This window comes from Methanobacterium petrolearium, from assembly GCF_017873625.1.
Lineage (GTDB): Archaea > Methanobacteriota > Methanobacteria > Methanobacteriales > Methanobacteriaceae > Methanobacterium > Methanobacterium petrolearium.
Genome location: NZ_JAGGKL010000001.1, coordinates 335,557 through 349,705, shown reverse-complemented (window position 1 = coordinate 349,705; position 14,149 = coordinate 335,557). Strand labels below are relative to the sequence as shown.

The window sequence follows — 14,149 nt, the reverse complement described above, 5'->3', positions numbered from 1 at the left end:
AGGTTATTAAATGATATATGACACCCAATCAATTAATTCCATGTTTAGAGATGGAGCCCATGCACCCATCTATCCCCTGATAGCCAATCAGATCACTGAAAAATTTAAGATAAAAACAGGAACCGCCATTGATGTGGGTGCTGGTCCTGCATCACTTTCAGTAGCCATGGCAAGAATAACCCAGCTTAAAATATATGCAATGGATATATCTCCAGAAATGATTGAGATCGCAGCAGCGTCTGTTAAAAAAGAAGGTCTCACAAACCGGATTAAAATTAGGAAAGGAGATGTACATCAAATGCCATTCCCCGATGAATTTGCTGATCTCATATTCAGTAGAGGATCCATGTTTTTCTGGAAAGATTTACCCACTGCATTCCAAGAAATTTATAGGGTTTTAAAGCCAGGAGGTGCAGGATACATAGGCGGAGGATATGGAAGTGCAGAAGTAGGGAAAAAAATTAAAAAAAAGTTTAAAAATAAAAACAAGAAATTTCATAAAAGTTCACCTAAAATGAATATAGATACTCTTGAAAAAGCGGTGACTAAAGCCAAAATTAATGATTACATATTAACCAATGATGATTCTGGATTGTGGGTTTTATTTAAAAAACAGGACAAATGTATTTTTTAGACAGATTATAATATTTTATTGAAGAAATTAATACAAACAAATTTATCAACATATAAACTGCCAATAATCAAATAATATTCCTCAAAGTGAGTGATTTAGGGAGTGAAAAAATGGACGAAATTATTGCAAAAATAGATGATCCTGAAATATTACCCCAGATTGATAAAGTAGTTCCTTTCCACGGATATTTAAGTACTGGAGCATTTATTGGCCTGCAAATGTTAAAAATAGCCAGTGAATTGCTGGATATAAATGATGATGATCGGATTTTCGTTACTTGTGAAACTCTGAATTGTTTGCCAGATCCATTCCAAATTCTTCATGGATGTACAGTTGGAAACAAAGGGCTTAAAATTTTAGATTACGATAAAATGGCCGTAACCATAAATAAAGGAGCTAAACCTGGCGAAACCAATGTTAAAGGAGTTAGAATCTTTTTAGACCCTGCAAAAACCGCTAAATACCCAGTATTCCATGCATGGTACATGAACGAACGCAAAGTGCCCCACGAAGAGGCTATTTCAGAGCTTATTAAAGCTGGTGATGATGTTTACACTTGGGAATTCGTGGATGTGCAAGTTCCAGTCAAGGCCAAGAAAGATGTGCGCATATGTACAAGTTGTGGAGAGTCGTTCATTAGCAAAGACGGATCAACAGTTTGTAAAGGCTGTTTGGAAAAGTTATAACTCTAAAAACCCTTCAATCTATAAATACATACTGAATGATCTATATCTAGGCAGATAAAATGGACAAACAGATAACTTTAAAAATTCCTGATGAGATGTATCAGGATTTAAGGGAACTTTCGAAGAAAAAAGGTGAAATTCCAATGGGTAAACTTATCAGAAGGGCATTGGATGATTATATTCGGAAAAATAAGTTGAAAGGAGTTTTATGAATATGATTAGAACCATGAAAATTGTCATTAAGCCTTATTTCAATTGATATGCTTTGGGTAATGATGATCTGAATGTATGATTATCAGGCCAAAAAAATTTTTAAATAGGAAAACAGGCCCTTACTCAACAATGATTTAGAATGAAATAAAATTAAAACAAGATATAGTAGCATTCCAACCAATTTATATTATATGGTGTAATTTTTGAGATGTTCTGATCAGATCAATATCTTTTTTAAATAATATGTGAATTTTTTTTATTTACAAAAAGTTTATATACCATAGTACATCAATTAAGTCTATCGGAACTATGTTTCCTTATTCCGATATTGAATTTTGTATAATTTGTCACAAGTTCAAATTAGCAAAAACCACGAAAAATGAATAAAAAAAAGAAATGGGTGAAAATTCAAGTTTTTATGATCTATTACTCATTAAATTCAACAATTTAAAGAATTAAAATATGATAATAGCTAAATTAAACGAAACAGATTGTGAAGGACCCGAATGCGGGAAATGTGCATACGTATGTCCAATAAACATGTTCACAATAAGAAATGATTCAGTTATCCTAACAAACCCTGACTACTGTAAATTTTGCAAAAAATGCTTAGAAGTCTGTCCAAATGCCGCAATCACTGTTCAAAGAGTACAGGGCATTATATGCGATTATTAGATCATGAACTGATTATAATTTATAAATCAGCAAACAACAATGCATCAATAATTAATTCTCCACTGAATCAATAATTCGCTCAATTTTTGTCTATTATTTCAAAAAAAGGATGATCACACTTTAGAAGATAAAATGAAAATTGCAATTGCCTCTAGTGATGGAAAAATAATAGACCAACACTTTGGACAGGCCTGCCACATTTTAATCTACCAAATTGAAAGGGAAGGGCTTAGATTAATTGAACTAAGAGAAAAACACAATGAACCAATATGCAATCATGAATACATGTGTGTGAGAGGATTAGAACTTTTAAAAGATTGTAAAGTACTTTTTTGTAAAAGGATAGGAGATGTACCCAAGAAAAAACTTCATGAACAAGGAATTGAAGTAGTGGAATCAAAAAAGGAAACAATACCCCACGCTGTAGTTCAATACCTGTCTAAAATGACAAATGAAATAAGAATAGATGAAAATCCTCAAAAAAATTAATTTTCATTTCAACCACCCACAAAATAAATGGGGATATTAGATCATATGTCTATTAATTTTAGATATTAAATGTTAATTACCTATTATCAAAAGATTTATATAGAATAATGTTCAATTTGATTTTATCGGAAGTAGGTTGCCTTCTTCCGGTAAATTCTTAAATTCAAAAAATAAAAAACAACCAAGAGAGGTCAAAATGGTAAGAAAAATTGCTATATATGGAAAAGGTGGAATTGGAAAATCTACAACACAGCAAAACACCGCAGCAGCAATGGCTCATTTCTATGATCAAAATGTCATGATTCACGGATGTGACCCCAAAGCAGACAGTACTCGTCTGATACTTGGGGGTAAAATGCAGGTCACCATGATGGATACATTAAGAGAAGAAGGTGAAGAAGCCTGTACTCCTGAAAACGTTGTTGAAGTCGGATACGAAGGAATTAAATGTTGTGAATCTGGTGGTCCCGAACCTGGTGTTGGATGTGCAGGTAGAGGCGTAATCACCGCCATAACCATAATGGAAATGTATGGTGAATACGAAAAAGATTTAGACTTTGTATTCTTCGACGTTTTAGGGGATGTTGTCTGTGGCGGATTTGCAATGCCTGTAAGGGATGGTAAAGCCGAAGAAATCTACATAGTAGCTTCTGGCGAGATGATGGCACTTTATGCTGCAAATAACATCTGTAAAGGTATGGCAAAATATGCTGAACAGAGTGGAGTACGAATTGGAGGAATCATCTGTAACAGCAGAAATGTAGACGGTGAACTAGAACTTATGAAAGAATTCTGCGATAAAATAGGGACTCAATTAATTCACTTTGTTCCTAGAGACAACATAGTTCAAAAAGCAGAGTTTAACAAAAAATCTGTAATTGAATTTGATGATGAATGTAATCAGGCTAACGAATACAAAACACTTGCAGAAAAAATCATTAATAACGAAAATTACGCCATTCCAACTCCAATGACCATGGATGAACTAGAAGATCTGGTTGTAAAATATGGCCTTATAGACTAGGTGGATGTGTAAAAATGAAAATGATAAGAGCCATACTGAGACCAGATAAAGTAGAAGATGTTGTAGATGCCCTATCAGATGCAGGATATGTAGCTTTAACTAAAATGGATGTTATTGGACGTGGAAAACAAAAAGGTATTCAGCTGGATAACATCTACTATGACGAACTACCCAAGGTCATGCTCATGCTGGTGACCCCCTCTGAAGATACCAGCAAAGTGGTGGATATAATAAACGAAAAAGCATTTACCGGAAACTTTGGAGATGGAAAAATCTTCTTAAGCCCTGTAGATGAAGTTTACACTGTCAGAACTCGAAGCAAAGGATTGTGAGGATTCAAATGAAAGAGATACTGGCAATCATCAGACCAAATAAGATTGCACGCACCAAAGAAGTGTTAGATGCCCTGGGATTCCCTTCCATGACTGCTACTGCCGTTTTCGGACGGGGCAAACAGAAGGCAATCATTAGAGAAGTTTCATTCGATATCGAAAACTCTGCACTGTGTGAAGATGAAGGGAGCATGCGTTATATCCCTAAAAGGATGATTTCGCTTGTTGTTCCTGATGAAGACACATCTTTAGTTGTGGAATCAATAATGAAAGTAAACAACACCGGCCAAATAGGTGACGGTAAAATATTTGTCTGCCCTTTAGATGACGCTGTAAGGGTAAGAACAGAAGAAAAAGGAGAAAAAGCAATTTTATAAAATAAATATGAAAGCAAGATTGTAATCCTTAAGATTATACGGAGATTTAAAATGCCTTTCAAACTTTTTGATGTGTCTAAACCTATTCCCGAGAGAAAAGATCATATATATGTAAAACACTGTGAGGATCCTGAAGAGTGTCTTCCGAAATGTAATATAAAAACAATCCCCGGTTCAATGACTGAACGTGGATGTGCATTTGCAGGAGCTAAAGGAGTTATAACTGGAGCTATAAAAGACGTGGCCCATGTAGTGCATTCACCTGTTGGCTGTACAATGTACGGTTATGGGTCAAAAAGATACCCAACAACAACTGACATGCCAGACGGCAGTAAATTCCCTGTAAAAGATTTTAACATCAAATATATTGTTGGTACAGATTTACAGGAATCAGATGTAGTATTTGGTGGAATGAAAAAGCTCCGTCAAGCAGTTCGTGAAACTAACCAAGAATTCCCCTTTGTCAATGCCATATATCTTTACGCAACCTGTACTACTGGGTTAATCGGGGATGATATGGATGCTGTAGCTAAGGAAATGGAAGAAGAGTTAGGCAAACCGGTTATAGCATTTAATGCACCGGGATTTGCCGGTTCAACCCAATCAAAAGGGCACCAGATTGGAAATGACACCCTTTTTGCTAAAATAGTGGGTACAACAGAGCCGCCAGCAACAACACCCTACGACATAAACCTTATTGGGGAATACAACATCGATGGTGACCTATGGTTACTTAAAGAGTACTTTGAAGAAATTGGTATAAACATTATAAGTACCTTCACTGGGGACTGCTGCCACGCGGAATTAGGATGGATGCACAGGGCGAAATTAAGTGTTGTAAGATGTCAAAGATCATCTACATACATAGCAGACATGATTGAGAAAAAATACGGTGTTCCTTACATAAAAACAGACTTTTTCAGCACAAAGTACACTGCAGATAACTTAAGAACGATAGCAAAATTCTTTGGTCTTGAAGATAAAGCAGAGGAAGTAATAGCTAAAAGAATGGCAAAAATAGGGCCTGAACTGGAGTTTTATAAGGAAAAATTAACTGGAAAGAAAGTTTTTATTTTTTCTGGTGGGCCTAAAAGTTATCACCTGTCCATACCTTTACATAATGAGTTAGGACTGGAAACTACTGGTGTATCATCCATGTTCGAGCATGAAGATGGATTTGAAAAGATGAAAAAGAGGGTAAAGGAAGGGGCACTGGTAATAGACGATCCAAATACACTGGAACTTGAAGAACTTGTTGAAGATTACGATATAGATCTAATTCTCGGCGGTGTAAAAGAGAAATATCTGGTTCATAAATTAGGAATACCCTCTCTTTTGGTTCATTCTTATGAGAATGGACCTTACATGGGATTTGAAGGGTTTTTAAACCTTGCAAGAGACATGTACACTGCCATATACAATCCAGTGTGGAACATGCTTGAATTCCAAGAAACTGAAGATCCAGATATGGATGAGGAGGTGGAATAATGAGCGTAAACGTTATGGAAAGAGAAAGGACTGCTATAATTAATCCTTTAAAAACTTGTCAGCCGTTAGGGGCAATGTATGTAGTTACCGGGATTAGAAGAGCAGTTCCATTGGTTCATGGTTCTCAAGGATGTTCTACATTCGTTAGATACTCTTTTTCCCGTCATTTCAGAGAACCTTCAGAAATTGCTGTAACATCCCTTCACGAGGATGCAGCGGTTTTCGGTGGAAGAAGAAATCTTGTTGAAGGTCTTCAAAACGTTGCAACAAGACTTGAACCAAGTTTAATTGGTGTAATTACCACATGTTCAAGTGAAATCATAGGTGACGATGTAATTGGGTTTATTAAAACTGCAAAAGATGAACTAAAGAAAAAAATCGGCGAAAAAAAAACAGAAAAAGTAAAAATAATACCGATAAGTACTCCAAGTTTCGTGGAAACACATCTTAAAGGTTATGATAATGCAGTTAAGGCGTTAGTTGATCATGTAGCTGAACCTTCAGAACCTAATGAAAAAATAAATATAATTCCAGGAATGGTGAATCCAGGGGATATCCGTGAAATAAAACATATGCTAAGACTTATGAATCTGGAAGGTATTCTGCTTACAGATATTTCGGATCCATTTGATTCACCACTTAGACCATCTGCAACCGAATTTAAACCATATTATCCCAAAGGAGGGACTACTGTAGAAGAAATCGTTGATTCTGCAAACAGTTCAGGTACAATATCTTTAACCAAATATGCAGGTTCAGGTGCTTTATCTCTGGAGAAAAAATATAATATACCTGCAGAATTAGGTCCAATTCCAATAGGGGTTAAAAACACTGATCAGTTCCTGAGGAATTTGAAGAAGATCACTGGTCAGGATGTAACAGACGAAATTTTAGATGAAAGAGGTTTACTCATAGATTCTATGGCAGATTTAGCTTCAAGATATCTCTTTGATAAAACAGTTGCTATCTATGGAGACCCTGAAATCACATCAGGAATAGCAAGATTCGTTGGAGAACTTGGCATGGTACCTAAACTCGTCGTTACAGGAGCCAACAACCAGGAATTTGTTAAAGACATGAAAAAAGTAGGCAAAGAAACTGGAGCTGAAATAGACACCATGGTAGGTCAGGATTTAAGGGCAATGGAGGTATATCTTAAGGATAATCCTGTTGACCTGATGATAGGTAGTTCTGATGCAAGACTTATGGCCAAAGAGTATGAAATTCCACTTGTAAGAGTTGGTTTCCCAGTTTATGACCGTGTAGGATACCACAGACACCCTATAGTTGGATACAATGGAGGTATCCATCTTATAGATCTGATAACTAACACAGTACTTGAAAAATACTACGAACCTGAACACTGGAAACTGCAACAGTAAAAAAAAAACGTTCACTCCTCCATTACTCCTATTTAATGGGTTGCAAAATCAACCCATTAAATATTTTTTCCAATTTTTTAATCTAATAAAGATTAGTAATGACCAATAAGAAGTTTTTGACGAGTTTAAAAACATAAATAATGAAAATAATGGAGATAAAGAAATATAAATTGGTTTAATTTCCAAAAAAAGAAATGAAAAATGTTAAAAGCGATAATTTGAGGTATTAGCAATGGAACCGGTAATTGAAACATTTGAATCCCGTAAAAAGCACATGTGCGTGAAAGGAGAAGGCATATCCATACCAGTATGCGATAAAGCCAGCCTACCAGGTACTGTAACTCAGAGAACATGTGTTTTTGGTGGTGCCAGAATTGTTCTGATGCCCATTACAGATTCAATTCATTTGGTACACGGCCCCATAGGATGTGCCGCGTGCACCTGGGATATAAGGGGAAGTAAATCATCTCGAGAAGATCTTTACAAAAAAGGATGTTCCACAGACTTACAGGAAAAAGACATTGTCTTTGGGGGTGAAAAAAAGCTATTTGAAACCGTACTGGAACTTTACAATATATACAAACCCGGAGCCATATTCGTATATGCCACTTGTGTCTCTGGCGTGATTGGTGATGACATAAAAGCTGTTTGTAAAAAAGCAGAAGATTTAACCAGATGTAAAGTCATACCTGTCCAATCTGAAGGATTCCAGAACCATAACAAAACCAAAGGACACTGGATAGGTGGTGATGCTCTCCTGGATTATGTAATTGGAACCAAGGAACCTGAGGAAACCACACCCTTTGACATTAACATAGTGGGAGAATTCAATGTAGCAGGGGATTTATGGGGAATCAAACCATTACTGGAAGAAATGGGTGTTAACATAATCTCAGCTATAAGTGGAGATTCCCATGCAGATGAAATAGCCCAGGCACATCGGGCAAAACTCAACATAGTCCAGTGCCAGAAATCATCCAACTACGTTGCCAGAAAAATGGAAAAAAAGTATGGAATACCATTCATCAAGGTTAATTTCTTCGGTCTGGAGCAAACAACTAACTCACTCCGGGAAATCGCTGATTTTTTTGGTGACCAGGAAATGATTCAACGAACCGAAAAAATAATTGAAAGAGGATTAAAAGGAGTTGAAGACGAAACTCGAGAATATAGAAAAAGATTAGAAGGTAAAACTGTGGCCCTGTATGTTGGGGGTAACAAAGCCTGGTCTCTGGTCCGGGCCTTTGAAGAATTAGGTATGAATGTGATGATGTCTGGAACCAAGAATGGAATTAAAGAAGATTACGAGAGAATCAAGGAAGTAGTACAGGATGGTACCATAATCGTGGATGATGCTAATTCCACAGAATTGGCCAGATTACTTAAAAAATACAGGCCCAACCTGCTCATATCAGGAGCAAAAGAGAAATATATCTCCCTAAAACTGAGTATCCCCTTCTGTGACTTTAATCATGACCGCATATCTGCATTTGCAGGTTTCAAAGGCTTTGTAAGTTTTGCTAAAGAGGTGGATGCTTCGGTTTCCAGTCCGGTCTTTAATTTAGCTTCCAAAACTTTATCCAAAGTTTCAAAAACTCCCAGTAATTTGGGAGGTGATGAAAATGCATCATGATAAAAAATTTGCCGTAGTTAACCCCTCCAAAATGTGCCAGCCCATGGGAGCCTTACAGGCCCTCCTCGGTGTCAAAAACACCATGCCCCTTATACACGGCTCTCAAGGTTGCAGTACTTATATGAGATTCCAGCTCATCAGACACTTCAGAGAACCCATAGAAGTTGCATCAACTTCCATGAACGAAAAAACAGTGATTTACGGGGGAGAATTCAATTTAATGAAGGCCCTGAAAAACATCACTGAAAAACAGTCCCCTGACATGATAATGGTGACATCCAGTTGCCTAACAGAAACCATAGGCGATGACATGGCAGGGATCATAGAAAAATTCAAAGATGCCAACCGGGATAAAGAGCTTCCAGTTATCATCCCAGTTTCAACCCCCAGCTACGTTGAATCCCATGTGGAAGGATATGACCGGACTATAAAAGCATTAGTGGAACATTTAGCTACTCTTTCAGTGCCCAATGGGAAAATAAATATAATCACTGGAAACTTATCCCCTGCAGACTGCAAACAGGTCAAAGACTTATTGTGCCAGCTTAACTGTGATAGTATCATTCTGACTGATACTTCAGAAAATCTAGATGCGCCTTTAACTGAAGAAACCCTGTCTTTATACAGTGAAGGAACATCTATTGATGAAATAGAGGATACTGCCAATTCATTGGGGACAATTTCTCTATCAAAACATACAGACTCAGCAGCCGTATTCCTTGAAAAGAAATTTGGAGTGAAATCCATATCAGGACCATTACCCCTTGGTTTTGAAAACACTGACCAACTCGTGACATCTGTATGTGAATTAGGAGATTTGGAAATCCCTCAATCCGTGGAAAAAGATCGTGGCCGACTTTTAGATGCTATGGTAGATGCACATTCCTACAACTTCCATCGTAAAGTGGCCATCTTTGGTGATCCTGACTTTGTGTCTGGAATAACACGTTTTACTGCTGAGTTAGGGATGATACCATCTGTGGTGTGCACTGGAACCGAAAGTAAAAGATTCATCGAGGATGTGAAACTCATCTCCAAAGAAAAAGGAATTAATCCCCTAGTTTTAGCTGGTGGTGATCTTTTTGATATGCATCAGGCCATTAAAAAAGCAGGTGCAGATATCTTAATCGGTAATGCATATGGTGCCAGCACGGCTAAAGAAGAGAACATCCCACTTTTAAGGGTTGGATTCCCAATATTTGACAGATTAGGTGCTCAGAGGATATCTATGTTAGGATATAATGGTGGTATTGAATTTGTTGATAAAATAACCAATACATTACTGGATTTCTACTATGATGAAGCAGGATATGAGATTGTTGATGAAGAAATTGAAGAAATAGTAGGAGAAGAAGGTGATGAAGGATTTGAAGAAGATTTCATGGCTAAGGAGGAGATTTAATTGAAAATTGCAGTGGCATCCACTGATGGAAAAGTTATTGATTTGCATTTTGGAGATGCAAATCGTTTTTTAATTTATGAAATTAAAGATGGAGAAGGTAAATTCCAGTTAATTAGAGAAAAAACACCAATGGCCCTAAATGAACATAGTGAACGCTGGATATCATCCATTGACCTTATAAATGATTGTAAAGCTGTTCTATGCAGTAAAATTGGAAAAGAACCCACAATTGAACTGAGAAAACTGGGAATAAAACCCGTGCAGCTGGATTGTGAGGTTGAAAAGGGTATTGAAGAATGTTCTAAACATTTGTTAAATTAATAAAAGTGTTGGGGAAAATACCCTTTCAATCCCTGCAATTTTATGAAATAATAAGAAAAAATTCTTAAAATAATAAACGTGATTGATGAATATTTTAATCTAATTTGAAGGTGATTATAAAATGGTTACCATAAAGATTGTTGATGAGAAATGTGATGGAGCTGAATGTGGAGAATGTGTAGAAGTTTGCTCCATGGACATTCTGATGATTGATGGAGAGAAAATAGCAATAAAAAACCCTAATGAATGCAGTTTATGTGAGGTTTGCACTGATGTTTGTCCCAATGAGGCTATTATACTGACTGAATAAAAATCAATTAATTTTTTATTTTTATTAAGCACTTTTAATTTTCATTCCAGTGTAAAGCTATTAAGACCCGATTAAATTTTAAATTAAAATTATAGTACGTAAATCAGTTAAATGACGATCAACCCATAAAATCAAGGCCCCCCCCCCCCCCTTGTAAAAAATATTAAAGAGGTATTCTTTGAGAACCGTTTTTACCACGTGTACCAGGGATTGTCCTGGTGCCTGCAGCATAATTGCCCAAGTTGAGGAAGGAAAAATTGTTAAATTACGTGGAAACCCAAATCATGATATAACAAGTGGTTTTTTATGTAAAAACACTGCCCATTACCTTGAAAATTATTTCTACAGTGATAAAAGAATCCTCCACCCTCTTCTGAAGGTTGATGGAGATTGGAAAAGGATCAGTTGGAATGAAGCTCTGGAAATTGCTGCTTCCCAGATTTCTAAAGTAATTAAGGCCCATGGAAGTCAGAGTATCCTCTATTATCAAGGCTTCGGAGCACGTACCGCTCTTCAATCGATGAACAAACGGTTTTTCAATTTATTGGGAGGGGTAACCACCACTTGTGGGACAGTCTGTGGGGGAATTGGCCATACAGCTATGACCATGGATTTTGGAGAGAAAAAGTCCCATGACCCTCTGGATCATCTCAATAGTGAGGTGATAATTATTTGGGGTAGAAATCCAGCAGTGACAGATGTGCACCTCTGGCGCATCCTGCGAAAAGCAAAAAGAAGTGGTAGTACCCTCATAGTGATAGACCCTGTGAAAACAAAAACTGCAAAATATGCAGATTTTTTCATTCAACCTGCACCAGGAAATGACCATTATTTGGCAATGGCCATTGCGAAAATCATTATGGAAAAGGACTTTGATGGAAAGAACAACCATGTAAATCATGATTTTATAAATAATTATACCTCAAATTTCCATTCATACCAACAGATACTTGATGAATATTCACTGCAAGACTTATCTAGTAAATGTGACGTTAAAATCCCAGTTCTGGAAAAATTAGCATTTATGTATGCTGATGGTAATCCTTCAAGTATTGTTACTGGGTGGGGAGTTCATCGTTACTTGCAGGGACACCTTGCATTTCGTATGATTGATGCTCTTGCTGCTATCACTGGAAATATTGGGGTTTCAGGTGGAGGAGTGAGTCAGGGTTTTGAAGAATATGAATACTTCGATTTTTCTCTAAAGATGGATGAATTGTGCAAACCCCAGCGCCAACTTCCCATGCCCAGAATAGGTGAAACCATCTTATCCACAGATAATCCTCCCATAAAACTCATTTTCATAGCCTCTGGAAACCCGATTAATCTGAACACTAACTCTTTAAGGGTTAAAGAAGGATTTGAAAGTGTGGACTTTGTGGTGATGATTGATCACTTCTTGAATGATACTTCTGATAGTGCAGATCTGTTTTTACCTGCAACCACCTATTTGGAGGAAGAAGACTTGATGGGTAGTTACGGTCATAACTGGGTTTCACCTGTAAATCCTGTAATTCCCCCTAGGGGCGAAACAAAATCTGAATTTGAAATATTTCAGCTTCTTGCAGATAAGTTAGGTTTTGGGGATGAAATGTCTGGAAGTCCTAAAAAATGGTTGATGAAACTGGCTGAACCTATCTTAAATCAGGGTATAATTTACGAGGATCTGTGTAGTGCTCCCCAAAAAATGTGCAGAAACCCGGAAATACCCTTCAGTGATGGGAAATTTGAAACAGAATCAGGGAAATTTGAATTTATTGAAGATTTCTCACCAAACAACACACATTTTGAAAACTATCCTTTAAGGCTGCTTTCCACCATGCACCAAGACTTCGTGGGATCAGTTGTTCCCGAAGATGAACTGGCGGATGGATTTCTGGAAGTACAGATTCATCCAGATAATTTGCAGGATAACGGTTTAAACAATGGAGATAATGCACTTCTTGAATCTCCTGTTGGAAATCTTATGGTTAAGATAAATGCAAATGAAGAGGTCAGAAATGATTATATCCTTACCTATAAAGGAGGATGGTTAAAGTACAATAAATGTGTGAATGTTTTAACCCAAGATGCTATCAGTGAGGTGGGTGAGGGAACTCCCTATTATGACACATGGGTGAGGATAACCCCCTTAAAATAACCATAAATCCTGCTGAGATGTTGAACAAACATATTCGAAAGAAAAGATTTAAACACGGTTTCAAATATTTTAAAGCATTTTGTAATAAAAAAATTAGAAATTTTCTCGAGTGATATTTTTATATGATCATGTCGATAAATAGAATTATCGAGTTCATTATTTAGTTAAGGACTCAGTTTTTATAAATTGGAGGTTTAAAATGGAATCAAAAAACATTGCCATTATAGCCATTGTTGCCATAGTAATTATCGTTGTGGGTTTATATGCAAGTGGAATGTTAACTGGTGCTACTAGCACGTCAGAAAATAAAACTATCACAATCCTGGCTGGTGCTGGAACCATAAAGGCCATGAATGAGTTGAAAACCAATTTTGAGGAAAATAATCCTGGTGTCACTGTTGATATCCGTTACGGTGGAAGTTCAGAGCTTTTCGGTATTCTGGAAACCCAAAAAGATGCTGACCTGTTCATACCTGGAGATATCAAATATGTGAAGGAAGGTATGAACAAAGGTTACATAATAAATGACACTGTCAAAAATGTCACCAAACACATACCAATAATCGCTGTGCAAGAGGGTAACCCTAAAAACATCACTGGTCTCGCAGACCTTGGAAAATCTGATGTTAAAGTGGTTTTAGGCGATCCTCAGGGACCTGCTATTGGATCCACCAGTGAAAAAATACTCAACAAGACCAATCTCACTGACAACGTTACCCCCAACGTGGTTACCTACACCACTACAGTGAATCAGCTTCTCACCTACCTGGTTACTGGTCAGGCTGATGCCACCATAATCTGGGCAGATATGACCACATGGAGTGAAGGTCAGGGTAAAATCACCACTGTTGAGATACCAAAAGACCAGAATATCATTAAAACCATTCCTATCGCAGTCACAGTATACACCCAAGACCAAGACTTGGCCATGAAGTTTGAAGACTACGCTACATCGGATGAAGGTCTGAAAATCTGGGAAAAATGGGGTTTTGAACCTGTAAACCAGAGTTAGGTTTCAAACCTTAAAAAACATTATAAAACGA

General features: G+C 37.0%; 16 protein-coding genes. All 16 read left to right on the top strand.

Annotated features, from left to right (window positions below):
• Positions 1 to 10: 10 nt before the first annotated feature.
• The 16 genes from J2743_RS01645 (at position 11) to modA (ending at position 14,118) form a co-directional block, all read left to right on the top strand.
• The gene (locus tag J2743_RS01645) at positions 11 to 634 is read left to right on the top strand and encodes a class I SAM-dependent methyltransferase (RefSeq protein WP_209624718.1); all 624 of its coding nucleotides are present in this window, start codon (positions 11 to 13) and stop codon (positions 632 to 634) included.
• Positions 635 to 744: 110 nt separating this feature from the next.
• On the top strand, positions 745 to 1,320 hold the full coding sequence (locus J2743_RS01640) for an FmdE family protein (RefSeq protein ID WP_209624716.1): 576 nt from the start codon (positions 745 to 747) through the stop codon (positions 1,318 to 1,320).
• A 59-nt stretch (positions 1,321 to 1,379) separates the two neighbouring features.
• Positions 1,380 to 1,532 (top strand): ribbon-helix-helix protein, CopG family, encoded by a 153-nt coding sequence (locus tag J2743_RS01635; protein ID WP_209624714.1) that lies wholly within the window; start codon positions 1,380 to 1,382, stop codon positions 1,530 to 1,532.
• A 463-nt stretch (positions 1,533 to 1,995) separates the two neighbouring features.
• The gene (locus J2743_RS12215) at positions 1,996 to 2,208 is read left to right on the top strand and encodes a 4Fe-4S binding protein (RefSeq protein ID WP_209624712.1); all 213 of its coding nucleotides are present in this window, start codon (positions 1,996 to 1,998) and stop codon (positions 2,206 to 2,208) included.
• A 132-nt stretch (positions 2,209 to 2,340) separates the two neighbouring features.
• Positions 2,341 to 2,697 carry a NifB/NifX family molybdenum-iron cluster-binding protein gene (locus J2743_RS01625; RefSeq protein ID WP_209624710.1) on the top strand — a complete coding sequence of 119 codons (357 nt, stop codon included), beginning with the start codon at positions 2,341 to 2,343 and terminating at the stop codon, positions 2,695 to 2,697.
• A 196-nt stretch (positions 2,698 to 2,893) separates the two neighbouring features.
• Positions 2,894 to 3,721, top strand: coding sequence for a nitrogenase iron protein (nifH, locus tag J2743_RS01620; protein ID WP_209624708.1), 828 nt, complete (start codon positions 2,894 to 2,896; stop codon positions 3,719 to 3,721).
• A gap of 14 nt (positions 3,722 to 3,735) precedes the next feature.
• Positions 3,736 to 4,053: a P-II family nitrogen regulator gene (locus tag J2743_RS01615; protein ID WP_209624707.1), complete on the top strand. Its 318-nt coding sequence runs from the start codon at positions 3,736 to 3,738 to the stop codon at positions 4,051 to 4,053.
• Between the two features lie 8 nt (positions 4,054 to 4,061).
• A complete protein-coding gene (locus J2743_RS01610; RefSeq protein WP_209624705.1) occupies positions 4,062 to 4,430 on the top strand; it encodes a P-II family nitrogen regulator in 369 nt (122 codons plus the stop codon).
• Positions 4,431 to 4,481: 51 nt separating this feature from the next.
• Positions 4,482 to 5,918 carry a nitrogenase subunit alpha gene (locus tag J2743_RS01605; RefSeq protein WP_209624703.1) on the top strand — a complete coding sequence of 479 codons (1,437 nt, stop codon included), beginning with the start codon at positions 4,482 to 4,484 and terminating at the stop codon, positions 5,916 to 5,918.
• Positions 5,918 to 7,300, top strand: coding sequence for a nitrogenase component 1 (locus J2743_RS01600; protein ID WP_245247905.1), 1,383 nt, complete (start codon positions 5,918 to 5,920; stop codon positions 7,298 to 7,300). Before J2743_RS01605 ends, J2743_RS01600 begins: the two co-directional genes overlap by 1 nt.
• 232 nt (positions 7,301 to 7,532) lie before the next feature.
• A complete protein-coding gene (gene nifE, locus J2743_RS01595; RefSeq protein WP_209624701.1) occupies positions 7,533 to 8,933 on the top strand; it encodes a nitrogenase iron-molybdenum cofactor biosynthesis protein NifE in 1,401 nt (466 codons plus the stop codon).
• Entirely contained in the window at positions 8,923 to 10,335 is a 1,413-nt protein-coding gene (locus J2743_RS01590) for a nitrogenase component 1 (RefSeq protein WP_209624699.1), read from the top strand. The genes nifE and J2743_RS01590 overlap by 11 nt, the downstream gene beginning before the upstream one ends.
• Positions 10,336 to 10,656, top strand: coding sequence for a NifB/NifX family molybdenum-iron cluster-binding protein (locus tag J2743_RS01585; protein WP_209624698.1), 321 nt, complete (start codon positions 10,336 to 10,338; stop codon positions 10,654 to 10,656).
• A gap of 121 nt (positions 10,657 to 10,777) precedes the next feature.
• The gene (locus J2743_RS01580) at positions 10,778 to 10,966 is read left to right on the top strand and encodes a 4Fe-4S dicluster domain-containing protein (protein ID WP_209624697.1); all 189 of its coding nucleotides are present in this window, start codon (positions 10,778 to 10,780) and stop codon (positions 10,964 to 10,966) included.
• A gap of 178 nt (positions 10,967 to 11,144) precedes the next feature.
• Positions 11,145 to 13,106, top strand: a complete 1,962-nt coding sequence (locus J2743_RS01575) for a molybdopterin-dependent oxidoreductase (protein WP_209624696.1) — start codon at positions 11,145 to 11,147, stop codon at positions 13,104 to 13,106.
• A gap of 199 nt (positions 13,107 to 13,305) precedes the next feature.
• Complete coding sequence (modA, locus tag J2743_RS01570; protein WP_209624695.1) at positions 13,306 to 14,118, top strand: molybdate ABC transporter substrate-binding protein; 813 nt, start codon at positions 13,306 to 13,308, stop codon at positions 14,116 to 14,118.
• The last annotated feature ends 31 nt before the right edge of the window (positions 14,119 to 14,149 follow it).

Coding starts and splice junctions, on each gene's coding strand:
- J2743_RS01600 (WP_245247905.1), top strand. CDS start 5,918: ATGAGCGTAAACGTTATGGAAAGAGAAAGGACTGCTATAATTAATCCT.
- J2743_RS01615 (WP_209624707.1), top strand. CDS start 3,736: ATGAAAATGATAAGAGCCATACTGAGACCAGATAAAGTAGAAGATGTT.
- J2743_RS01590 (WP_209624699.1), top strand. CDS start 8,923: ATGCATCATGATAAAAAATTTGCCGTAGTTAACCCCTCCAAAATGTGC.
- J2743_RS01645 (WP_209624718.1), top strand. CDS start 11: ATGATATATGACACCCAATCAATTAATTCCATGTTTAGAGATGGAGCC.
- J2743_RS01625 (WP_209624710.1), top strand. CDS start 2,341: ATGAAAATTGCAATTGCCTCTAGTGATGGAAAAATAATAGACCAACAC.
- nifE (WP_209624701.1), top strand. CDS start 7,533: ATGGAACCGGTAATTGAAACATTTGAATCCCGTAAAAAGCACATGTGC.
- J2743_RS01580 (WP_209624697.1), top strand. CDS start 10,778: ATGGTTACCATAAAGATTGTTGATGAGAAATGTGATGGAGCTGAATGT.
- nifH (WP_209624708.1), top strand. CDS start 2,894: ATGGTAAGAAAAATTGCTATATATGGAAAAGGTGGAATTGGAAAATCT.
- J2743_RS01640 (WP_209624716.1), top strand. CDS start 745: ATGGACGAAATTATTGCAAAAATAGATGATCCTGAAATATTACCCCAG.
- J2743_RS01610 (WP_209624705.1), top strand. CDS start 4,062: ATGAAAGAGATACTGGCAATCATCAGACCAAATAAGATTGCACGCACC.
- J2743_RS01605 (WP_209624703.1), top strand. CDS start 4,482: ATGCCTTTCAAACTTTTTGATGTGTCTAAACCTATTCCCGAGAGAAAA.
- J2743_RS12215 (WP_209624712.1), top strand. CDS start 1,996: ATGATAATAGCTAAATTAAACGAAACAGATTGTGAAGGACCCGAATGC.
- J2743_RS01635 (WP_209624714.1), top strand. CDS start 1,380: ATGGACAAACAGATAACTTTAAAAATTCCTGATGAGATGTATCAGGAT.
- modA (WP_209624695.1), top strand. CDS start 13,306: ATGGAATCAAAAAACATTGCCATTATAGCCATTGTTGCCATAGTAATT.